This window comes from Kitasatospora sp. NPDC041917, from assembly GCF_055589745.1.
Window position 1 is genome coordinate 199,248 of record NZ_JBVJBI010000013.1, and the last position, 22,306, is coordinate 221,553.

14 protein-coding genes are annotated in these 22,306 nt (G+C 72.7%); 4 read left to right on the plus strand and 10 right to left on the minus strand.

Annotated features, from left to right (window positions below; genetic code table 11):
- Nucleotides 1-127: 127 nt before the first annotated feature.
- The 5 genes from ACZ6EM_RS18750 to ACZ6EM_RS18770 form a co-directional block, all read right to left on the minus strand.
- The gene (locus ACZ6EM_RS18750; protein WP_465772784.1) at nucleotides 128-5,074 is read right to left on the minus strand and encodes an NAD-glutamate dehydrogenase; all 4,947 of its coding nucleotides are present in this window, start codon (nucleotides 5,072-5,074) and stop codon (nucleotides 128-130) included.
- Between the two features lie 284 nt (nucleotides 5,075-5,358).
- Entirely contained in the window at nucleotides 5,359-6,984 is a 1,626-nt protein-coding gene (gene pruA, locus ACZ6EM_RS18755) for an L-glutamate gamma-semialdehyde dehydrogenase (RefSeq protein ID WP_465772798.1), read from the minus strand.
- Nucleotides 6,985-7,177: 193 nt separating this feature from the next.
- Nucleotides 7,178-7,834 carry an HAD family hydrolase gene (locus tag ACZ6EM_RS18760; RefSeq protein ID WP_452179325.1) on the minus strand — a complete coding sequence of 219 codons (657 nt, stop codon included), beginning with the start codon at nucleotides 7,832-7,834 and terminating at the stop codon, nucleotides 7,178-7,180.
- A 47-nt stretch (nucleotides 7,835-7,881) separates the two neighbouring features.
- The gene (locus tag ACZ6EM_RS18765; protein ID WP_359908538.1) at nucleotides 7,882-8,391 is read right to left on the minus strand and encodes a DUF6912 family protein; all 510 of its coding nucleotides are present in this window, start codon (nucleotides 8,389-8,391) and stop codon (nucleotides 7,882-7,884) included.
- A gap of 146 nt (nucleotides 8,392-8,537) precedes the next feature.
- Entirely contained in the window at nucleotides 8,538-9,686 is a 1,149-nt protein-coding gene (locus ACZ6EM_RS18770) for a patatin-like phospholipase family protein (protein WP_465772785.1), read from the minus strand.
- Between the two features lie 334 nt (nucleotides 9,687-10,020).
- Between ACZ6EM_RS18770 and ACZ6EM_RS18775 the strand changes: the two genes are divergently transcribed.
- Entirely contained in the window at nucleotides 10,021-10,488 is a 468-nt protein-coding gene (locus ACZ6EM_RS18775; RefSeq protein WP_452179327.1) for an Rv3235 family protein, read from the plus strand.
- 101 nt (nucleotides 10,489-10,589) lie between these two features.
- On the opposite strand, the gene secA is transcribed toward ACZ6EM_RS18775, so the two are convergent.
- Complete coding sequence (gene secA / locus ACZ6EM_RS18780; protein WP_452179328.1) at nucleotides 10,590-13,352, minus strand: preprotein translocase subunit SecA; 2,763 nt, start codon at nucleotides 13,350-13,352, stop codon at nucleotides 10,590-10,592.
- A gap of 265 nt (nucleotides 13,353-13,617) precedes the next feature.
- On the opposite strand from secA, the gene ACZ6EM_RS18785 reads away from it, so the two are divergent.
- Together ACZ6EM_RS18785 and ACZ6EM_RS18790 are read left to right on the plus strand one after the other, a co-directional pair.
- Nucleotides 13,618-14,175 (plus strand): GNAT family N-acetyltransferase, encoded by a 558-nt coding sequence (locus ACZ6EM_RS18785; protein WP_465772786.1) that lies wholly within the window; start codon nucleotides 13,618-13,620, stop codon nucleotides 14,173-14,175.
- A gap of 120 nt (nucleotides 14,176-14,295) precedes the next feature.
- Nucleotides 14,296-15,498 (plus strand): winged helix-turn-helix domain-containing protein, encoded by a 1,203-nt coding sequence (locus ACZ6EM_RS18790; protein WP_452181050.1) that lies wholly within the window; start codon nucleotides 14,296-14,298, stop codon nucleotides 15,496-15,498.
- Nucleotides 15,499-15,510: 12 nt separating this feature from the next.
- Here the strand turns inward: ACZ6EM_RS18790 and ACZ6EM_RS18795 are convergent, their stop codons facing one another.
- Nucleotides 15,511-16,263, minus strand: a complete 753-nt coding sequence (locus tag ACZ6EM_RS18795) for a response regulator transcription factor (protein WP_359908555.1) — start codon at nucleotides 16,261-16,263, stop codon at nucleotides 15,511-15,513.
- Nucleotides 16,264-16,458: 195 nt separating this feature from the next.
- Nucleotides 16,459-17,154: a ribosome hibernation-promoting factor, HPF/YfiA family gene (hpf, locus tag ACZ6EM_RS18800; protein WP_359908558.1), complete on the minus strand. Its 696-nt coding sequence runs from the start codon at nucleotides 17,152-17,154 to the stop codon at nucleotides 16,459-16,461.
- 369 nt (nucleotides 17,155-17,523) lie between these two features.
- On the opposite strand from hpf, the gene ACZ6EM_RS18805 reads away from it, so the two are divergent.
- Nucleotides 17,524-18,252 (plus strand): ComF family protein, encoded by a 729-nt coding sequence (locus ACZ6EM_RS18805; RefSeq protein WP_380548157.1) that lies wholly within the window; start codon nucleotides 17,524-17,526, stop codon nucleotides 18,250-18,252.
- A gap of 77 nt (nucleotides 18,253-18,329) precedes the next feature.
- Here ACZ6EM_RS18805 and ACZ6EM_RS18810 read toward each other — a convergent pair whose 3' ends face one another.
- On the minus strand, nucleotides 18,330-20,219 hold the full coding sequence (locus ACZ6EM_RS18810) for an LpqB family beta-propeller domain-containing protein (RefSeq protein ID WP_401051687.1): 1,890 nt from the start codon (nucleotides 20,217-20,219) through the stop codon (nucleotides 18,330-18,332).
- Nucleotides 20,194-22,305 carry an MtrAB system histidine kinase MtrB gene (gene mtrB / locus ACZ6EM_RS18815; RefSeq protein ID WP_465772787.1) on the minus strand — a complete coding sequence of 704 codons (2,112 nt, stop codon included), beginning with the start codon at nucleotides 22,303-22,305 and terminating at the stop codon, nucleotides 20,194-20,196. The genes ACZ6EM_RS18810 and mtrB overlap by 26 nt, the downstream gene beginning before the upstream one ends.
- Between the last annotated feature and the right edge of the window lies 1 nt (nucleotide 22,306).

Below are 22,306 nucleotides of genomic sequence, written 5' to 3' on the forward strand. Positions count from 1 at the left end.
ACTTCTATTCGCGCGCAGGGTGATCGCGCCGTCACACCCCGGAATCGACGGCCCTCCGGAGAGGCGGCCGGGGCATGCGGAAGGGGCCCGCGTCCGTGGACGCGGGCCCCTCCGGTACAGCCGTCCGTCAGCGCATCGAACCGGTGCGCAGCAGGGTGCGGATGACGCGCATCGCGACCGAGAGGCTGGACAGCTCGAAGTTGTCCGAACCCCTTATGTCGTCGAGGGTGCTCTTGGCGCGGTTCAGCAGGGTCGAGTTGAGCTCAGCCCAGGCGGTGTACCGCTCCTCCGGGGTGGCGCCCTCGGCGCCGCAGGCCAGGACGTCGGCGGTCAGCGCCGCGTGCGCCGCGAAGAGGTCCTCGCGGATCGCGGCCCGGGCCATCGACGACCAGCGGTCGGTGCGGGGCAGTTCGATGATGCGGTCGAGCAGGTGCGAGATCTGGAGCCGGTCGCCCAGGTCGTAGTAGAGGTCGGCGACCTCGGCGACGTCCTTGCCGGAGCGGTCCGCGACCTCGGCGACGTCCAGGGTCGGGAAGACCGAGGAGAGGCCGGCGATCCGGGTGGCCAGCTCCTCCGGCACCCCGGCCGCGGCGAGCTCGCCGTACACGGACTCGAACCAGGTCAGGTCCTCGCCGCGCAGCGGCTTGGGCAGCGAGGCCCAGACCTGGTTGACGCGGTCGTGGAAGAACTCGATGGTGCCGGCGATGTCGAGCGGCTGGCGGCGGTTGTTGAGCATCCACCGGGTGGCACGCTCGACCAGGCGCCGCGAGTGCAGGCGCATCTTGGTCTGCACCCGGGCCGGGACCTTGTTGTCCAGGTCCTCGATCTCGGCCCAGATCGGCTCCAGGTCGAAGACGGCCCGCGCGGCGGTGTGCGTCCGGGCGATCTCCTCGTAGGTCGCGCCGGTCTCCTCCTTCAGGCGGAAGGCGAAGGTGCAGCCACCGCGGTTGATCGTGTCGTTGACGATCAGCGTGGTGATGATCTCGCGGCGCAGCGCGTGGTTGTCGATCGCGTCGGCGAACTTCGCCCGCAGCGCGCTCGGGAAGTACTCGTGCAGCGCGCTGCGGAAGAACGGGTCGTCCGGCAGCTCGGTGGCCAGCAGCTCCTCGGCCAGGATGATCTTGGTGTACGCGAGCAGGACGGACATCTCGGGCTGCGAGAGGCCGCGGCCGTTCTGCTGGCGCTCACGGATCTGGCGCTCGGTGGGCAGGAACTCCAGGCCGCGGTCCAGCTGGCCGGCCAACTCGAAGCGGCTGATCATCCGGGCGTGCACGTTGACCATGCTGTGCGCCTGGGCGACGGCGTTGGCCAGCACGACGTTCTGCGCGTAGTTGTTGCGCAGCACCAGGTGGCCGACCTCGTCGGTCATCTCGGCCAGCAGGACGTTGCGCTGCTTGACCGTCATGTCGCCCTCGGCGACGACCTGGTTGAGCAGGATCTTGATGTTGACCTCGTGGTCCGAGGTGTCCACACCGGCGGAGTTGTCGATCGCGTCGGTGTCGATCCAGCCGCCGGTGCCCTCCGGGCCGCCGGTGGCCGCGTACTCGATGCGGCCGAGCTGGGTGCAGCCGAGGTTGCCGCCCTCGCCGATGACCCGGGCGCGGACCTGCTCGCCGTTGACCCGGATGGCGTCGTTGGACTTGTCGCCGACCTCGGCGTTGGTCTCGGTGGAGGCCTTGACGTAGGTGCCGATGCCGCCGTTCCAGAACAGGTCGACCGGGGCCTGGAGGACCGCCCGCATCAGCTCGGCCGGGGTCAGCTTGGCCGCCTCGACGCCGAGCGCGGCCCGGACCTGCGGGGTCAGCTGGATCGCCTTGGCCGACCGGGGGTACACCCCGCCGCCGGCCGAGATCAGCGACTTGTCGTAGTCGTCCCAGGAGCTGCGCGGCAGCTCGAACAGCCGGCGGCGCTCGGCGTACGAGGAGGCCGCGTCCGGGTTCGGGTCCAGGAAGATGTGGCGGTGGTCGAAGGCGGCGACCAGGCGGATGTGCTCGCTGAGCAGCATGCCGTTGCCGAAGACGTCGCCGGACATGTCGCCGATGCCGATGACGGTGAAGTCCTCGGTCTGGGTGTCGACGCCGAGCTCGCGGAAGTTGCGCTTGACCGACTCCCAGGCGCCGCGGGCGGTGATGCCCATGCCCTTGTGGTCGTAGCCGGCCGAGCCGCCGGAGGCGAACGCGTCGCCCAGCCAGAAGCCGTAGGACTCGGCGACGCCGTTGGCGATGTCCGAGAAGGTCGCGGTGCCCTTGTCGGCGGCGACGACCAGGTAGGTGTCGTCCTCGTCGTGGCGGACCACGTCGGCCGGGTGCACGACCTCGCCGCCGACCAGGTTGTCGGTGATGTCGAGCAGCGCCGAGATGAAGGTCTTGTACGAGGAGACGCCCTCGGCCAGCCAGGCGTCGCGGTCGACCGTCGGGTCCGGCAGCTGCTTGGCGACGAAGCCGCCCTTGGCGCCGACCGGGACGATGACGGTGTTCTTGACCATCTGCGCCTTGACCAGGCCCAGGATCTCGGTGCGGAAGTCCTCGCGCCGGTCGGACCAGCGCAGGCCGCCGCGGGCGACCTTGCCGAAGCGCAGGTGGACGCCCTCGACCTGCGGCGAGTAGACCCAGATCTCGAACGCCGGGCGCGGGGCCGGCAGGTCCGGGATGGCCTTCGGGTCGAACTTCATCGACACGTAGGAGTGCCACTCGCCGGAGGCGGTGCGCTGGAAGAAGTTGGTCCGCAGGGTGGCCCTGATGAGGTTCAGGAAGGAGCGCAGGATGCGGTCCTCGTCCAGCGAGACGACCTCGTCGAGGGCGCCGGACAGCTCCTCCAGGATGCCCTCGGTCAGCTCCAGGGCGCCCGAACGGTGGCTCGGGCTCAGCCGGGCCTCGAACAGGTTGACCAGCAGGCGGGTGGTGTGGGTGTTGTTGCGGAGCGCGTCCTCCATGTAGTCCTGGGAGAACGTGGAGCCCGCCTGGCGCAGGTACTTGGCGTACGTGCGCAGCATCATCGCCTGGCGCCAGGTCAGCCCGGCGGTCAGCACCAGCTCGTTGAAGCCGTCGTTCTCGGCCTTGCCGGTCCAGGTGGCGGCGAAGGTCTCCTGGAAGCGCTGGCGGGCCTCGTCGGTGAGCTCGGTGGCCTCGCGCAGCTTCAGGCCGAAGTCGTAGACCCACGCGGTGGTGCCGTCGGAGCGGCGCAGCGCGTACGGGTGCTCGTCCAGCACCTCGACGCCCAGGCGCTGGAGCACCGGCAGGACCTCGGTGAGCGAGATCGGGCCGCCGACCCGGTAGATCTTGAAGCGGCGGTCGTCGTCGCCGGCGCCGACCGGCTGGTACAGGTTGAGGCGGAAGTCGCCCTCGCCGTGCAGCGACTCGATCTGCTTGATGTCGGCGACGGCGGTGCGCGGCGGGAAGTCGGCGCGGTAGCCGTCGGGGAAGGCGTTGGCGTACTTGTGGCCGAGTTCGGCCGCCTTCTCCTCGCCCAGCTCGGTGTGCAGCTGGTCGTGGAAGCCGTCCATCCAGAACCGGGCGGCCTCGGCCAGCCGGTTCTCGATCCGCTCGATGTCCGTGTCGGAGAGGTGCGGCAGCTCGGTGCCCGGGGCGACCCGGACCACGAAGTGCAGGCGGGTCAGCACCGACTCGGTGGCGTACACCGTGTAGTCGATGGTGGCGCCGTTCAGCTCCTCCTTGAGGATGTCGGTGATCAGCAGCCGGATGCGCGTGGTGTAGCGGTCGCGCGGCAGGTAGATGAACGCCGAGAAGTAGCGCCCGTACTCGTCCTGGCGCAGGAACAGCCGCAGCTTGCGGCGCTCCTGGAGGTAGAGCACGCTCGTCGCGATGGAGAGCAGCTCGGAGGCCGGGGTCTGGAAGATCTCGTCCCGCGGGAAGGTCTCCATGATCTGGAGCAGGTCGCGGCCGTCGTGGCTCTCGCTGGAGAAGCCGGACTCCTCCAGCACCTCCTGGACCTTGCGGCGCACGACCGGGATGCGGGTGACCGACTCGGTGTAGGCGGCGGAGGAGAACAGGCCGAGGAAGCGGCGCTCGCCGATCGGCTCGCCGGCGGCGTTGAACTTCTTCACGCCGACGTAGTCCAGGTAGGACGGGCGGTGCACGGTGGCCCGGCTGTTGGCCTTGGTCAGGACGAGGAGCTTCTTCTCGTGGGCCTTGGCGCGCACCGGCGCGGAGAGCCGGCCGAAGGCCTCGCTGACCGCGTGGTGGGCGTCGTCGTGGCTGTGCGGGTCGGCGCGCAGGATGCCGAGGCCGGTCCCGGCGACGGCCTTGAGGACCTCCTCGCCCTCGTGCTCGACCAGGTCGTACTCGCGGTAGCCGAGGAAGGTGAAGTGGTCGTCGGCGAGCCAGCGCATCAGCTCCCAGGCCTCGCCGACCTCCTGCTCGGGCAGGCCGGCCGGGGGCTGCTCGGCCAGCTCGTCGGCCAGGCGCAGCGCGCTCTCGCGCATCTTGCCCCAGTCCTCGACGACCTCGCGGACGTCGCCGAGCACGCGGCGCAGGTCGGCCTCGATGGAGCGCAGGTCCTCGCGGTCGGTCTCGCGGTCGACCTCGATGTGCATCCACGACTCGACGGTCGCGTCGGCCGGCCAGTCGGTGCCGGCGGCCTGGCTGCGGGAGCAGGCGTCGACGTCCAGGATCTCCAGCAGCTTGCCGGTGATGTCACGGCGGACGACCAGCTGGGGGTGGATCACGATGTGGATCGCGCGGTCCTGGCGGGACAGCTCGTTGGTGACGGAGTCGACCAGGAAGGGCATGTCGTCGGTGACGACCTCGACCACGGTGTGGCCGCAGGACCAGCCGTTCTCCTCGACCGAGGGGGTGTGGACCCGCACCTCGGCGGTGCCCTGCGGGCGCTTGAGGCCCAGCCGGTAGTGGGAGGCGGCCGCGCCGTAGACGTCGACCGGGTCGCGGTCGACCAGGTCCTCGGGCGCGGTGTGGAGGTAGTAGTGGTGCAGGTACGCGGTCAGAGCGCCATTGCTCAGACCTTCCCCCGGCGCCGCTCCCCCCACCTGGCTGTTCTCAGCGGCTGCGGCTGCCTTCTTGAGCAGTTCGGCCTTGGCTGCGTCCAGCTTGGTCTGCATGACTTCTTGGCTCCTGTCGCGCGCCGTTGCGTGACTCGGTGGTGTGTGGATGTACACCGACGGGTCACCGCAATCCTGCCGCACCATCCGACTGAAAGGGGCTCATGGCACGCATGAAACGTCCTCCCAGCGGGTAGGACGACTCATTCGTCCTGCAGCCACCCGACGACGCCAGCCAGCCTAACCGGATCAATCGAAGGTGGACAGGGACAGGTAGGCGCAAACCCGCAGGAAGTCGGGTCCGTCCTGGACACCATGTCCAAACCGGAGTCCGGTGTTCACTCTCAGCCCATGTGCGGGTAGCCGTGGTGCGTCGGCGGGACGAAGGACTCCTTGATCGACCGTGCGGAGGTCCAGCGGAGCAGGTTCTGCGCGGCGCCCGCCTTGTCGTTGGTGCCGGAGGCCCGGCCGCCGCCGAAGGGCTGCTGGCCGACGACGGCCCCGGTCGGCTTGTCGTTGATGTAGAAGTTCCCGGCCGTGAAGCGCAGCTCCTCGACGGCCTGGGCGATGGCGTAACGATCCTGCGCGATCACCGAGCCGGTCAGGCCGTACGGGGCGCCGTCGTCGACCCGGCGGAGCACGTCGTCCCAGCGGGAGTCCTCGTAGACGTGGACGGCGAGGATCGGGCCGAAGTACTCGGTCCGGAAGATCTCGCCCCGGTGGTCGGAGGAGACCAGCACGGTCGGCCGGACGAACCATCCGATCGCGTCGTCGTACTGTCCGCCGGCCGCCAGTTCGATCGTCGGATCGGCCTTCGCCCGGTCGATGGCGTCCCGGTTCCGCTCGAAGGCGCGCCGGTCGATGAGGGCGCCCATGAAATTGGACAGGTCGGTCACGTCGCCCACCGCGAGCGCGTCCACCTCGGCCAGGAAGTCGTCCTTGATCCGCTGCCAGAGGCTGCGCGGCAGGTAGGCGCGGGAGAGCGCCGAGCACTTCTGGCCCTGGTACTCGAAGGCGCCGCGGATCAGCGCGGTCCTCAGGATCTCCGGGTCGGCCGAGCGGTGGGCCAGCAGGAAGTCCTTGCCGCCGGTCTCGCCGACGATCCTCGGGTACGTGCGGTAGCCGCCGATGTTGGCGCCGATGGTCTGCCACAGGTACTGGAAGGTGGCGGTGGAGCCGGTGAAGTGCAGCCCGGCGAGCGCCGGGTCGGCCAGCGCCACCGGGGAGACCTGGAGGCCGTCGCCGGTCACCAGGTTGATCACCCCGGGCGGCAGGCCGGCCGCCTCCAGCAGCCGCATCAGGTGGTGGGCGGCCAGGGTCTGGGTCGGCGCGGGCTTCCAGACCACGGTGTTGCCCAGCAGCGCCGGGGCGGTGGGCAGGTTGCCGGCGATCGCGGTGAAGTTGAACGGGGTGACCGCGTAGACGAAGCCTTCCAGCGGGCGGTGGTCGGTGCGGTTCCACACGCCGGGCGAGGAGGCCGGCTGGTCGGCCAGGATCTGCCGGGCGAAGTGGACGTTGAACCGCCAGAAGTCGATCAGCTCGCAGGCGGAGTCGATCTCCGCCTGCTGAGCGGTCTTGGACTGGCCGAGCATGGTGGCCGCGTTGAGCGTCTCCCGCCAGGGGCCGGCGAGCAGGTCGGCGGCGCGCAGGAACACCGCCGCGCGGTCGTCGAAGGAGAGCGAGCGCCACTGCCGCCCGGCGGCCAGCGCCGCGTCCACCGCCGCCCGGGCGTCCTCCCGGGTGGCGTTGCCGAGCACGCCCAGCTTGGCGGCGTGGTGGTGCGGCTGGACGACCTCGATCCGCTCACCGCCGCCGAAGCGCTGCTCGCCGCCGATGGTCATCGGCAGCGGGACCTGCTCGGCGGCCAGCTCGTCCAGCCGCCGGACCAGCCGGCCCCGCTCCGGGCTGTCGGGCGCGTACGCGTGCACCGGCTCGTTGACCGGCACCGGGACCTCGGTGACTGCGTCGATGGGCATGGTGGCTCCGTCCTGGCGGCTGGTCGGGTGTGACACCAGCCTGACCAGCCGGGGCGCGATCCGCCCGTTCAGACACGCGGACGGCGGACGTGGCGCCCGCCACGTCCGCCCGCTTCCCGGGGCCCGCGGTCCGGCCCGGAACGGCGGGAGGCCCCGCGGTCCGGCCGGGGACGGCAGGGCCCGGGGTTCAGCCCGCGATCCGGCCCGCCAGCTCGACCGCCTCGGCCAGACTGTCCACCACCGGGACGCCGACCGGCTCCAGCTTCTCCCGGGTGTGCGAACCGCCGGTGTAGAGCACCGCGTGGGCGCCCGCGCCGAGCGCCGCCACGGCGTCGTCCGCGGCGTCGCCGATCAGCACCGTACGGGCCGGGTCCACCCGCTCGCCGAGCGCGGCCAGGTGCCGGGTCAGGTGCTCCGCCTTCTGGCCGCCGGACGGGCCGCTGCGGCCGTCCACCCGCAGGAAGCCGCCGGCAAGGCCGAAGGTGTCGACCAGCGGCAGCAGCGCGTCGTGCTCGTACATCGACAGCAGCGACTGGCTGTTCCCGGCCGCCCGCCAGCCGTCCATCAGCTCGCGCACGCCCTCGGTCAGCCCGCAGGAGGCGCTGAGCTCCCGGTAGTGGTCGTGGAACGCGTCGTCGAGCCTCGCCCACTCCTGCGCGGAGGGCATCCGGCCGAGCAGGCGCTGGTAGAAGCGGGGGATCGGGATCTCGTACTGCTCGCGGTACTCCTGGAGGCTCATCGGCTCGATGCCGACGGTCGCGAACGCGGCATTGCTCGCCCCGAGCACCGCCTCCATGTCGTGGAAGAGCGTGCCGTTCCAGTCCCAAACGATGTGAGTGCGCACAGGGTGAAACGGTAACCCGACCGGGTGACACGCCGGTAGGACGGACCTCACGCGAGCAGGGCGGGGATCTCCTGGGTCGCGTACCAGAGCAGGTCGTGGTCCTCCGCGCCGTCCACGGTGAACTGGGCGTCCTGGTCGCCCGCGTCGGCCGCGGCCACCGCCGCCACCGCCGCCGCCACGTCCGTGACCACCTCGTCGTCGGCCACGTCGGCGTGCACCGCGGCCGCCTTGGCCAGCCGCACCGGGCCGGCCAGAACCACCCGGCCGAGCGAGGCCTGGTCCTGGTACTCGTCCCCGGGGAAGGGCCGCACCGACGCGTCGGCCACGTCCAGCGCCACCACCACCCGGCGGCACGGGGCCTGCGGGTCGGCGGCCAGCAGCCGCAGCGAGGACTGCGCGGCCCGGTTCAGCGCCGCGTACTCCAGCTCCTCCAGGTCGTCGCTGACGTACCACTCGCGCAGCGCGGGCGTCACGGCGTACGCGGCGGACTGGTCCAGGGCGCCGCCCTCGCGCGCCGCCGCCAGGCCGGTCAGGGTGGTGGGCACGTACACGCGCATCGGTGGCACTCTCCGGTTCGTCCAGCAGGGTTCGTCCAGCGGGGTTCGTCCAGCAGCACCGATTCTCCGGCGCCCCAAGACTCCAGCGCCCCAAGAATAGGCGCCGCCGGACGGCCCGTGATCGCCTCCGGTCCCGGGCCGGGCCCTCACCGCCGGGGCCGCAGCGCCTCCCGGCCGGTGCGCAGGGCACTCTCCAGGACCGCGCCGCGGCGGGCCGGGTCCATCATGTTCGGGCCCATCGCCGCGAGGTCCGCCGGGGTCGGCGCGAGCAGCAGCACCCGGACGCCCTCGACCCGCAGTAGCGCGGCCTCGCGCAGCAGCTGCCGGGTGACGGCGTGGCGGTAGCGGCTCACCAGCTGGGCGAGCACGCCGCGGGGGCGTTCCCGGGCGCGCCACTCGCGCAGGGCGGCCAGGGTGTCGCGGCCGGACGCGAGCCCGCCCCGCCGCCCGGCCCGCCCCGGCCGGGGGTCCAGCCGCAGCGCCATCGGGGCGAGCACGTACACCTCGTCCAGCCCCCGGCCGAGCATCAGGTCGGCGTTGGTGGCGGACCAGCAGCCGCCGTCCACGTACGCCGAGCCGTCCAGCCGCACCGGCATGAACCAGCCGGGGATCGCGCAGGAGGCCATCACGGCGTCGGGCACCGGGACGGCCGGGGCGCCCGGGTCGCCGAAGACGACCCGGCGGCCGCTGCGGTAGTCCACGGCCACCACCCGCAGCGGCGATCCCCCGCCGCCGGGCTCCGGCCAGCCGTCGTCGCCGGCCGGTCCACCGCCGCCGAGCGGTCCGGTGTCGCCGAGCGGTCCGGTGTCGCCGAGCAGGCCGCGCACCAGCTCGCCGACCGGCGCCAGCGAGCCCCGGCCGTGCGGTGCGAGCGCCGAGACCATGGTCAGCAGCGGGTACTCGCGCGGATGCCGGACGGCGTCGCGCAGCAGCCCCGGCGAGCCGATGCCGGCCCGCGGGCGGGGCGGCAGCGCACCGCCGACGGCGGTGTCGTAGTCGAAGGCCACCCCGGCCAGCGGGCCCTCGGTGATCGGCAGGCCGCGCTGGTGGTCGCGCAGATGCTCGGGGCGGACGCCGCCGGCCAGCATCGCGGCGAGGATCGCGCCCGCCGAGGTGCCGAGCAGGACGTCGGCCTCGCCCGGCTGCCGCCCGATGGCCTCCTCGACGGCGCACAGCGCACCGACCGTCCACGCCGCGCCGAGCATCCCGCCGCCGCCCAGCACCAGGCCGCGCCGGGGACCGCCCGCGGCGGGCGGAGCGGTGCCCGCGGCCGACGCCGCCACCCGTGTCGCCATACCGGCCGCCCCTCGTCGTGGGAGCCCGGCCGTCCGCTCCCGGTCAGGGTCCGATGGTGCGCTCCGGGCCGGTACGGCGCAACGCGGCGGCCGCGCGCCGCCACCCGGTCCGCCCAGTCGGAGCGTCCCCTTTCGGGCCGTACGGTCCGTCCCCGCACGTCAACCGGGCGCCGCCGACCGGCCCGTCCGGCCCGTCGCCGCACTGGCCGGTTCGCCCGGATAGGTGAACTCCAAAGCCCGCCCCGGGCACTCAGGAAACCCGTTGCCGCCCCGCGCCGGACGCCTCCAGCCTGGACCCGTCCGTACCCGCACCACCCAGCCGAGGAGCCACCCCGTGACCGTCCGGTTCACCGCCCATCCCACCGCCCACCCGCACCGCCGTCCGCGCGACGCCGGCGGCTGCGACCCGGTCGGCCGCCGGCCGCGCCACCCGCGCGCTGCCTGCACCGCCTCCCCCGGACCCGACTCCCCCGGACCCGACTCCGGGGCGCTGGCCGCCCGGTTCGCCCACCGGCTGGTCGAGGTGCTCACCGGCGCCCGGCCCTCCGGCCAGCTGATGCGGCACACCAGCCTGGCCGGCTACGGACAGCTCGCCTCGCTGGTACGGGCCGGAGCGCTGCGCCGCGGCGGCCCCGCCGACCGGCCCCGGCTCGGCCCGGTGCACGACCGCTCGCCCGCCCCGGACGCGGTCGAGGCCTGCGTGCGGGTCGACCTCGGCCGGCGCCACCACGTGGTGGCCTTCCGGCTGGAGCAGCGCGGCCCGGCCGGGCAGTGGCAGTGCACCGCCGTGGAGGCCCGGTGAGCGCCCCGCCGCACCCCCGGCGGTACACGACGGCGCAGGGCGCCGTCCCGGTCCGGGAACGGCGCCCTGCGTGGCGTCCTGGCTGGTGTCCGGCGGCCGGCTCAGCCCTTGCGGCGACGGCCCTTGGCCGACTTCGCGGCCTTGCGGCGCTCGGCGCGGGTCAGCCCGTCGCCCTCGTCCTCCGGCGCGAGGTCCTCGAAGTCGCCCTCGATGACGCCGCCGCCGACCTCGTCCGAGGGGGCCGTGTAGTGCAGCCGCTGCGGCTTCGGGGCCTCCAGGCCCTTGGCCTTGATCTCCGGGCGGGCGGCGTCCTTCTCCAGCTTGTCGAGCACCACCTGGGCGTCCTCGACCGGGACCTCCTCGACCTGCTGCTCGACCTGGACCTCCAGGTTGAACAGGTAGCCGACGGACTCCTCCTTGATGCCCTCCATCATCGCGGTGAACATGTCGAAGCCCTCGCGCTGGTACTCGATCAGCGGGTCGCGCTGCGCCATGGCCCGCAGGCCGATGCCCTCCTGGAGGTAGTCCATCTCGTAGAGGTGCTCGCGCCAGCGGCGGTCCAGCACCGACAGCACGACCCGGCGCTCCAGCTCGCGCATGATCTCGGCGCCCAGCTGGTCCTCGCGGGCGCCGTACTGGCCCTGGATGTCCTCCTGGATGGACTTGATCAGGAACTCGGGGGTCAGACCGGCCTGGCCGCCGGCCTCCTCCTCCAGCTCCTCCAGGTCCAGGGTGACCGGGTAGAGCTGCTTGAGCGCGGTCCAGAGCTTCTCCAGGTCCCAGTCGTCCTCGAAGCCCTCACCGGTGGCCGCCCGGACGTACGCCTCGACGGTGTCGTCCATGAAGTGGCCGACCTGCTCCTGGAGGTCCTCGCCCTCCAGCACCCGGCGGCGCTCGCCGTAGATGACCTCGCGCTGGCGGTTGAGCACCTCGTCGTACTTGAGGACGTTCTTGCGGATCTCGAAGTTCTGCTGCTCGACCTGGGTCTGCGCGGAGGCGATGGCGCGGGTGACCATCTTGGACTCGATCGGCACGTCCTCCGGGACGTTGGCCATCGAGAGCACGCGCTCGACCATGCCGGCCTTGAACAGGCGCATCAGGTCGTCGCCCAGCGACAGGTAGAAGCGGGACTCGCCCGGGTCGCCCTGACGGCCGGAGCGGCCGCGCAGCTGGTTGTCGATCCGGCGGGACTCGTGCCGCTCGGTGCCGAGGACGTAGAGGCCACCGGCCTCCTTGACCTCGTCCTGCTCGGCCTTGACCGAGGCCTTGGCCTTCTCCAGCGCGGCCGGGAAGGCGGCCTCGTACTCCTCCGGGGTGTCCGTCGGGGTCAGCCCGCGCTGCGCCAGCTCGGCCGCCGCGAGGTGGTCGGAGTTGCCGCCGAGCATGATGTCGGTACCACGGCCGGCCATGTTGGTGGCGACGGTGACGGCGCCCTTGCGGCCGGCCTGCGCGACGATCTGCGCCTCGCGCTCGTGGTGCTTGGCGTTCAGCACCTCGTGCGGGATGCCGCGCTTGCGCAGCTCCTGCGACAGGTACTCGGACTTCTCGACCGACACGGTGCCGACCAGCACCGGCTGGCCCTTCTCGTGCTTCTCGGCGATGTCCTCGACCACGGCGGCGAACTTGGCCGGCTCCGACTTGTAGATCAGGTCGGGCTGGTCGATGCGCAGCGGCGTCTTGTTGGTCGGGATCGGCACCACGCCGAGCTTGTAGATCTGGTGGAACTCGGCGGCCTCGGTGGTGCCGGTACCGGTCATGCCCGCGAGCTTGTCGTACAGGCGGAAGAAGTTCTGCAGGGTGATGGTGGCCAGGGTCTGGTTCTCGTTCTGGACCTCCACCCCCTCCTTGGCCTCGATCGCCTGGTGCATGCCCTCGTTGTAGCGGCGGCCGGCCAGGATGCGGCCGGTGTGCTCGTCGACGATCATGACCTCGCCGTTCATCACGACGTAGTCCTTGTCCCGCTTGTACAGCTCCTTCGCCTTGATGGCGTTGTTCAGGAAGCCGACCAGCGGGGTGTTCACCGACTCGTAGAGGTTGTCGATGCCCAGGTAGTCCTCGACCCGGCTGACGCCCTCCTCCAGGATGCCGACGGTGCGCTTCTTCTCGTCGACCTCGTAGTCGCGGTCGATCTTCAGGCGCTGCACCAGCTTGGCGAAGTCGGCGTACCACTTGGTCGCCTGGTCGGCCGGGCCGGAGATGATCAGCGGGGTGCGGGCCTCGTCGATCAGGATCGAGTCGACCTCGTCGACGACCGCGAAGTAGTGGCCGCGCTGGACGAGTTCGTCCTGCGACCAGGCCATGTTGTCGCGCAGGTAGTCGAAGCCGAACTCGTTGTTCGTGCCGTACGTGATGTCCATCCCGTACTGGCGCTTGCGCTCGACGGGCGTCATGCTGCCCAGGATCACGCCGACCTCAAGGCCGAGGAAGCGGTGCACCCGCCCCATCCACTCCGAGTCGCGCTCGGCGAGGTAGTCGTTGACCGTGATCAGGTGGACGCCCTTGCCGGTCAGCGCGTTCAGGTACGCGGGCAGGGTGCCGACGAGGGTCTTGCCCTCACCGGTGCGCATCTCGGCGACGTACCCGTAGTGCAGGGCGGCGCCGCCCATCAGCTGGACGTCGTAGTGCCGCTGGCCGAGCACGCGCTTGGCGGCCTCGCGGACGGTGGCGAACGCCTCGGGGAGGATGTCGTCCAGGCTCTCGCCGTCGACGAGCCGCTGCTTGTACTCGTCGGTCAGTGCGCGCAGCTCGGCGTCGGTGAGGTTGACGAAGTCCTCTTCGATGGAGTTGACCTGGGCAGCAATCCGCTGCAGCTTGCGAAGGATCTTGCCCTCGCCGGCGCGCAGGATCTTGTCGAAGACGGACACGTGAGCGGGCTCCTTGCCTGTATTGGCACTGGACGACTGCACGGCGGGTCACCCCACCGCACGGGCCATCGTATGCGAGGAGTCCAACCCCCCGGGAGGTGCGTCAGCACGGTATTCCCGTGTCACCCCCGCGGGCACATGGCCCGATAGCACCGCCCACCGGGGCAAAACGGTCGGCGAGCCCCGGAATCGGCCTCCTGCCGGGCGGGCGGACCGGCGGGATATTCGGATGCCCGGCCGCCTCACCCGGCGAAATAATCCGTTCATGGAAGAAACCAGCACCGAACCGGTCGTCCTGACCACCGAGCGGCTCGTCCTGCGCGCCCCGCAGGAATCCGACGTCGACGCCGTCTTCGCGGCCTGCCAGGATCCGGAGATCCAGCGCTGGACGGTCGTTCCGTCTCCGTACCGGCGCGAGGACGCGGAGTTCTTCGTGCGCGATCTCGCCATCGCGGGCTGGCGCACCGGAGCGAACCGGATCTGGTGCGTGTTCGAGCGCGAGTCCGGCGCCCTGGTCGGGTCCCAGGGGCTCGTCCTGCGCGCCCACGACCCGGGCTCCGCCGAGATCGGCTGGTGGGCCGTGAAGGAGTTCCGCGGCCGCGGCTACACCACCGAGGCCGCGCGCGCCGTCTCCCTCTTCGGCCTGCGCGAGCTCGGCCTGCGCCGCCTGGAGTGGCAGGCCTACGTCGGCAACGAGGGCTCCCGCGCGGTCGCCGCGAAGACCGGCTACCGCTTCGAGGGCACCCTGCGCTCGTACGCCGAGCAGCGCGGCGTCTTCCACGACGCCTGGATCGCCTCCCTGCTGCCGTCCGACCTGGTCTGAGGCCTCGGGGCCGGCCCGGGCCCGCAGGCCGTTGCGGGCCGTTGCGGGCCCTGCGGGCCGCTGCGGGCCGCACCCCGGCCCCGGCCCGCGCTGTCAGTGCCCGGGGCTACGCTCCCCGGCATGACCGCCGCTGACCCCCGCCCCGCCCCCGTCGCCGTCCTCAGCGCGGACGACGCCCGCCGGATCGCCCTGCGCGCCCAGGGCCTGCTGGGCGCGCCGGACCGCCGCGGCGGGGTGCGCGGGGTGCTGCGGCACCTGGGCGCCGTCCAGCTGGACACCATCTCGGTGCTCGCCCGCTCGCACGAGCTGGTGCCGTACGCCCGGCTCGGCGCGGTCGGCCGCCCGGCCGTCGAGGCGGCCTACTGGGGCGGCGGCACGAGCTTCGAGTACTGGTCGCACGCGGCCTGCGTCCTGCCGGTCGAGGAGTGGCCGCTGTTCGCCTTCCGGCGCCGCCGCTACCGCGACCGCGGCCACCTCTGGGGCCACCAGGTCGCGCCCGAGACCTACCGCGCCGTGCTCGACAAGCTGCGCGCCGAGGGGCCGTTGACCTCCACCGAGCTGGGCGGCGCCAAGCGGACCGCCGAGTGGTGGGACTGGTCCGACACCAAGATCGCGGTCGAGCGGGCGCTGGCCTTCGGGGACGTGGTCTGCACCGAGCGCCGGAGCTGGAAGCGGGTCTACGCGCTGGCCGAACAGGCCGTCCCGGCCGAGCTGTTCGGGCAGGACCGGTCGGACGAGGACTGTCTGCGCACCCTGGTCGGCCAGGCCGGCGCCGCGCTCGGCGTGGCCACCCGGGCCGATCTGCTGGACTACCACCGGCTGCGCGCCGAGCAGTTGGACCCGGTGCTCGCCGACAGCGGGCTCGTCCCGGTCGAGGTGGCCGGCTGGGGCCCGGACGGCGACCCGGCCCCGGCCTGGGCCGACCCGGCCGCCCTCGCCACCGCCCCGCGCGGGCGCCACCGCACCACGCTGCTCTCGCCGTTCGACTCGCTGGTCTGGGACCGCGCCCGCACCGAGCGGATCTTCGGCATGACGCACCGGCTGGAGGCGTACACGCCCAAGCACAAGCGGGTGCACGGCTACTTCGCGATGCCGCTGCTGACCGGCGGCCGGCTGGTCGGCCGGGTCGACCCGGCCCGCGAGGGGCGCACCCTGGTCGCCCGGCAGATCTCCCTGGACGGCGGCGGTGCCCGGCACGTCGAGGCACTGGCGACGGCGCTGCGCGAGGCGGCCGACTGGGTCGGCTGCGACGGGGTGCGGGTCGGGACGCTGCACGACGAGCGGCTGCGCCCGACCCTGGAGAAACTGCTGACGGACCGCTGAGTCCCGCCCGGCTCACCCTATTTCGAGGATCTTCTCCCGCATCGCGTACACCACGGCCTCCATCCTGGAATGCAGCTGGAGCTTCTCCAGGATGTTGCGCACGTGGTTCTTCACGGTGTTCTCGCTGATGAACAGCTCCTTGGCGATCTCCCGGTTGTTCATCCCGGTCGCCACCAGCTTGAGCACCTCCAGCTCCCGGTCGGTGAGCCGGGGCGCGGGCACCAGGTCCCGGTCGTCGGAGCGGCGCTGGATCATCGACTTGAACTCGGTGAGCAGCTTGGACGCCATCGAGGGGCTGATCTGCGACTGCCCGTCGGCGACCGCGCGGATCGCGGTGGCGACCTCGTCGGTGGAGATCTCCTTGAGCAGGTAGCCGGTGGCCCCCGCCTTGATCGCCTCGTAGAGGTCGGCCTCCTCGTCGCTTATCGTCAGCATGATGATCTTGGTGCTGGGCGCCACGTCCTTGATCGCCGTACAGGCCTCGATCCCGCTGCGGCGCGGCATCCGGACGTCCATGAGGATGATGTCGGGCAGCAGGTCGGCGGCCTTCAGCACGGCCTCGGCGCCGTCCCCCGCCTCGCCGACGACCTTGATGTCCGGCTCCTCCGCGAGCACGATCTCCAGCCCGCGGCGGAACAGCGCGTGGTCGTCCACCACCAGGACGCGGATCGGCTCACTCCGGCGCGGCTCGTACGCGGACTCGTCCTCCGCCCCCAACGGCAGCCCTGGCCCGGACCCGGGCCCCAGCCCGAAGTGATCCCCCATCCGCTCCTCCCCCTTCGCGGGTCGTCGTGCGCCAATCATTCCACGCCCCAAACCCGCTGCGGTCACCCTCCGGTGTCGATTCCCCCGCATCGGGTGACCCCTTCGCCGGGCGCCCCGAACGGCGGACACGCCCGAACGCCGGTGACCCCGGCGGCCAGGGCCGCCGGGGTCACCCCTCCATCACCGCTCGGACGGTCAGTCCTCGTCGTCGGACCCGCCGATCGCGCCGCCCGCCCCGCTGCCCGGCCCGGCCGCGAGGTCGGTCTGCAGGTGGATGACGCCGTAGTGGTAACCGTGCCGGCGGTAGACCACGCTCGGCAGGCCGCTGTCCTTCTCCACGAAGAGGTAGAAGTCGTGGCCGACCAGCTCCATCTCGTAGAGCGCCTGGTCCAGCGCCATGGGGGCGGCCGGGTGCGTCTTCTCCCGGACCACCAGCGGGCCTTCGCCCTCCACTTCCAGGGATCCCATCATGGTCTTGCGGACGGCGCCGTTCGTCTCGCCCTCCGGCGCCGTCGTGGCCGGGAGCGCGGCCAGGGCCGCGGTCGCCTCGGCGACGCTGATCGGGGTGCGGCCGTTCGCGCCGCCCTTGTGCACCCGACGCCGGTCCGCGGACTTGCGCAGCTGCGCGTCGAGCTTCGCCGAGGCCAGGTCGAGCGCCGCGTACGGGTCGGCGGCGGCGGCTTCGGCCCGGATCACGGGGCCGCGGCTGCGGAGAGTGATCTCGACCCGATCGGAGCGGTCGGCCTGCCGCGGGTTGTGCTCCTTGGACACCTCGACGTCGAGGCTGATGGCCTTGGCGTCGAACTTCTGGACCTTCTCCAGCTTCTCGGCCACGTGCTCGCGGAACCTCTTGGGCACCTCGGTCTTGCGGCCCTTGACGACGATGTCCACGCAGAACTCCGATCCCTCGTGCTGACGCCGATCCGGGTGCTACCGGACCGGACTGAGACCCAGCTGGACCAGCCCATCCACTGCCGGCCCCCCGCCCCCGCCGCCAGCGGCGGGAAACGACTGGCCCTCACCTCACTTCCTCCCCACCAGGGACGGTTGAAACCCCCTGGGCCTTATCGAACACCTCACACGGGTTTTCCGCCTCCCCAGGCGATGAGGAGGGTATGACCCGATACTGCGGTCGGGCGGTCAAGCTGGTCCACCCTGTCTACCCTCTCGCGGGTGAAGTATGGGTAAATACCTGGACAACGCCCCCCATACGGCGGATCCTGTGCTGACTCTCCGTGCCTGCCACCGCCAGGAGCAGCCGTGCCGCCGTCCCCCTCCGCCACCCGCCCGCCGGCCGCCCAAGGGCCGTTCGGCCACGCATTGGCCGGGCTGCTGGACGTCCTGCTGCCCGCCGACTGCGCGGGCTGCGGCAGCGAGCGCACCCAGCTCTGCCCGGCCTGCCGGCGCGCGCTGGCCACCGCACGGCCGGCCCCGACCCTGCTGCCCTGGACGCACGCGGCCGCGCCGTACACCGGTGCGGTCCGGCAGCTGCTGCTCGCCCACAAGGAGCGGGGCGCGCTGCGGCTGGCCGGGCCGCTCGGCGAGGCCCTCGGACGGGCGGTGCGCTCCGCCCTGGGGGCACGGGCCGGGGCCGCGCCGCTGCTGCTGGTCCCGATGCCCTCGGCCCGCTCGGCCGTCCGCGCCCGCGGGCACGATCCGACGCTGCGGCTGGCCGGGGCGGCCGCCCGCTCACTGCGCCGGACCGGCCTGGACGTCCGGGCCGCGCCGCTGCTGCGGCACACCCGGCCGGTCGCCGACCAGGCCGGGCTGAACGCGGCCGAGCGGCGCCGCAACCTGCGCGGAGCACTGACCGTGCTGCCGCGCGCCCGGACCGGGCCCACGGGCCTCGCGGGCCGTCACCCGGTGCTGGTGGACGACCTGGTGACCACCGGGGCCAGCCTGGCCGAGGCCGCCCGGGCGCTGGCCGACGCCGGCCTGCCGGCCCGGGCCGGGGCCACGGTCGCGGCCACCGCGCGCCCGGCCGGCTGACCGCCGCCGCGTCAGCTCACGCGGCGGGCCCCGCGGCGGGCCCCCGGGAAGGCCCGTCGGCCCGCCCGGACGCGCCGTCAGCCCGCGTAGAGGAAGGACCGGGGCTTGTCGATCAGCGAGGCTTCCCGCCACTGGTGGTTGACCAGGCGGAAGGCCTTGATCTCGCTCGGCTTGCCGTCCGCCTGCTTGACCTCGCCCATCGCGAGCACCGGCGGTGCCTGGGTCAGGCTGTCCCCCCGGGACTCCGAGGCCGCGACGGTCGTCATGCTCTCGGCGCTCTGCAGCTGGGTGTCCGTGCTCTGCGAGCCGTCGGTGCTGATGAAGTACAGCTGCTGGGTCCGGTCGGCCTCCTTGCCGAGCACGAGCAGCTGGTCGGTCTCCGCCCAGGACACCGAGGCGACGTCGGTGAGCGTGGGGGCGGCCCGGCGCAGCCCGGTGATCTTCACGGTCGGCGCCTGCGGGGTGCCGTCGTGCACCACCAGCCCGAACCACAGCGAGCGGACGGCCGAGCCCGGGGTCCTGGCCACCAGGGCGACCCGGACGCCGTCCGAGGAGATCTTCAGCGACTGCACGGTCTGCCCGGTCAGCCCCTCGACCGGCACGGTGTACGACTTGGCGCCGCGCACCATCACCACCCGCGGGGCCTGCTTGTTGCGGTCCACCACCCAGAGGTCGCCGCGGCCGTCCCAGGTGGGCGAGGCGAAGCCGTCCTCCTTGTCGCCGCCCTTGGCCGGAGAGCTGAGCACCGGTTCGCCCATGGTCACCGCGCTGTCCGACAGCGGCACCGAGTAGACCTGGTGGCCGTCCTCGCTGATCGCCGCGACCTGGGTGCCGCTGCGGCCGACCGCGACGGCGCCGAGCGGCGGCTTGGTGTTCGACTGCGGCTTGCCGAGGACGCCGCGGACCGGATCTCCGGGGCCCCCCTCGTCGGTCGCCACCAGGGCGCCGTCGGCACGCTGGTAGTACTGCTTCCCGGGCGTCGGCCCGGCCAGCGCACCGGGGCCGGTGGGCGGTTCGTCGCCGCGGCCGACGGTGCAGGAACCGTGCGGCCCCTTCAGCTCCAGCCGCTCGACCTGGCCCTTGCCCTGGTCGGCGAGGGTGTAGAAGAACTGGGTCGCCATCCGCCGGCAGGCCATCGGCTCGCCGAGGTCGACCCCGCCGATCTGCAGGTGGGCGACCCTGCCGTCGTCGATGGTCACCCGCTCGACCCTGACGCCGCTCGGGAACGCCGTCCGGACCACCGGCGAGAGCCAGGTCGAGGGCCCGTCGGCCACCGCCTGGGCCGCCGTGGCCAGCGGGTCTATCCGGCGCCGCAGGTAGACCGGGTCGGCGACCAGCACCTCCTGGCCGACGTTCCCGGAGGCCACCGCCGACGGGTCGGGCGCGGTGTAGAAGAACCGCGCGACCTGCCGGAAGCTGTTCCGGAAGTTGGTCTCGTTCATGATCACGCCGGTCGGCAGCTTGTCGATCCGCCACTCGTCCTTCTCCCGGACGAAGGTGAAGTCGGAGGAGACGTTGTTCTGCCCGGCGACCAGCTGGTACGAGTGCTTCTCGTCGACGGTGGCGACCAACTGCCCGCTCACCGGCACCGAGACCGTGGTGTCCGCGTCGGTGACGTCCTGGCCGCCCGGGATGGTCGTGGACGAGAGCACCCGGATCTCCGCCTCGGGCTTCCACTCCGCGGCGGCGCTCTCGGTGAGGTACTTGCGCGCGGTGTCGTACCCCTCGTCGGCGGTCACCGCGTCCAGGAACCCGGTCAGCAGCTCGCGCGGCTTGGCGCCCCGGCCGGGTGCCACCGGGTAGACCCGGGCCTGCAGGTTCTTGTCGGCCGACCCCTGGGGCAGCTCCACCCGGGCGATGCCGCCGGAATCCGGCATGGTCGCGCAGCCGCTCGCCACCAGGGCGCCGACCAGCGTGCCGACCGCCGCGAGGAGCCTCGGCTCAGTCCTGTTGCTCGTCCCTCGCACGCTGCGACCCCTCCGCGTCCGTCGTCCCGCCCGTCACGTCCGGCTCCGCCGTCCGCTGTGCCACCGACGGCCGTCCGGGCGTCGGGTCCACCATGACCTGGGCGCCGGTGGCCCCGTACCCGGCGGCCGTCCACACGCCCGAGGGGTCCGCGCGCGGCCCCTCCGGCAGTCGGCTCCGGCCCAGCCCGGGGCCGATGTTCAGCACCCCGCCGAGCCCGCTGCCGAGGCTGCTGCCCACGGCCTCCGGCGTCTCCGCCTGGTCCTCGACCGCGGCCGTCGCCGTCGCCCCGGACGGGCTGATCGCCCGCCGGTACGGCGTGCCCTGCGCGCCCAGGCCCCGGTTGTTGCGGGAGTCCTCCGGCTCCAGCCGGAACGGCGCACGGGTGATCTCGCCGCCGCGGGTGCGCGGCAGGGTGAGCCGGAAGTGCGAGCCGCCGCCGGGCTCGCCCCAGGCCTGGAGCCAGCCGCCGTGCAGGTGGGCGTCCTCGACGGCGATGGACAGGCCGAGACCGGTGCCGCCGGTGGTCCGCACCCGGGACGGGTCGGCCCGCCAGAAACGGTGGAACACCCGGGACGCCTCGCCCGGCTTGAGTCCGATGCCGTAGTCGCGCACGCCGACCGCGACCGCGCCGTCCGCGGAGCCCAGCCGGACCACCACGTCACGGCCCTCGCCGTGCTCCAGGGCGTTGACCACCAGGTTGCGCAGGATGCGCTCGATCCGTCGGGAGTCCACCTCGGCCAGCACCGGCTCGCCGTCGCCGCGGATCACCACGGCGCTGCCCTTGGCCTCGGCGAGCGGCTCGGCGGCCTCGACCACCCGGGCGACGATCTCGCGCAGGTCGACCGGCTCGGCGTCCAGGATCGCGGCGCCGGCGTCGAAGCGGCTGATCTCCAGCAGGTCGGCGAGCAGCGACTCGAAGCGGTCCAGCTGGCCCTGGAGCAGCTCCGCCGAGCGGGCCGCCATCGGGTCCAGGTCCTCGCGGCTGTCGTAGATGAGGTCGGCGGCCATCCGGACCGTGGTCAGCGGGGTGCGCAGCTCGTGCGAGACGTCCGAGACGAACCGCCGCTGCACCCGGGACAGCTCCTCCAGCTGCCGGATCTGCGCCTGGAGGGCGTTGGCCATCCGGTTGAAGGACTCGCCGAGGCGGGCGATGTCGTCCGTCCCGGTGACCTTCATCCGCTCTTCCAGGTGGCCGTCGGCGAGCCGCTCGGAGATCCCGGCGGCCATCCGGACCGGGGTGACCACCTGGCGCACCACGACCCAGGCGATGCCGCCCATGAGGATCACCACGAACACCCCGGCGGTCGCCAGGGTGCCGGTGACCAGGTTGAGGGTGTCGGTCTCCTGGCCGAAGGAGAACACGTAGAACATCTGGTAGCTGTTCCCGGCCGCGGCCGGACCGACGAACTGCATGCCGAGGGCCAGCCCGGGCTCGGACTTCCCGCCGCTCTCGGGCGAGCGGTGGATCCGGGTCGGCTGGTCGAACATCTGGCCGGGCTCGGAGGCGAGCTTGGCCCGCAGGGCGTCCGGGATGCTGATCGGCTGGATGTCGCCCGAGTAGCGCGGCGCGAAGCCGGCGGTGTCGGGGACGACGGCGCCGGTGCCGGGGGCCATGGCGATCACCGAGTAGACGGTCTGCCCGCTCCCGGCCAGGTCGTTGACCTGCCGCAGCAGCCAGGTGCCGGTCTCGTCGACGGTCGGGTCGGCGGTGCCCCGCAGCTTCTGGTCCCGGGCCTCGTCGATCTTCTTCTGCTCGACCTGGAAGCCGATCCGGGCCTGCGCGCGGGCGGCGTCCATCTTGGTGTCGAGCAGGCCGGTGCGCACCTGCGCCACCACGACCACACCCAGCACCAGGACGACCGCGATGGACGCGAGCAGGGACACCGCGACCACGCGCAGCTGGATCGACCGGCGGTAGAGCGTGGCCACCCGGTGCACGGGGCGGCGCAGCTGACGCTTGACCAGCGCGACCACGGCGGAAGGGCCTCGCCGGCGGCGGGTGGTCGAACTCAGCACGTCGCCGCGCACGGCACCGGCCCCGTCGGCCGCGGAACCCGACAGGGTGTCGTCTGCCCGGTCCGTCACG

Coding starts and splice junctions, on each gene's coding strand:
- ACZ6EM_RS18750 (WP_465772784.1), bottom strand. CDS start 5,074: ATGCAGACCAAGCTGGACGCAGCCAAGGCCGAACTGCTCAAGAAGGCA.
- ACZ6EM_RS18765 (WP_359908538.1), bottom strand. CDS start 8,391: ATGCGCGTGTACGTGCCCACCACCCTGACCGGCCTGGCGGCGGCGCGC.
- ACZ6EM_RS18770 (WP_465772785.1), bottom strand. CDS start 9,686: ATGGCGACACGGGTGGCGGCGTCGGCCGCGGGCACCGCTCCGCCCGCC.
- ACZ6EM_RS18785 (WP_465772786.1), top strand. CDS start 13,618: ATGGAAGAAACCAGCACCGAACCGGTCGTCCTGACCACCGAGCGGCTC.
- ACZ6EM_RS18790 (WP_452181050.1), top strand. CDS start 14,296: ATGACCGCCGCTGACCCCCGCCCCGCCCCCGTCGCCGTCCTCAGCGCG.
- ACZ6EM_RS18795 (WP_359908555.1), bottom strand. CDS start 16,263: ATGGGGGATCACTTCGGGCTGGGGCCCGGGTCCGGGCCAGGGCTGCCG.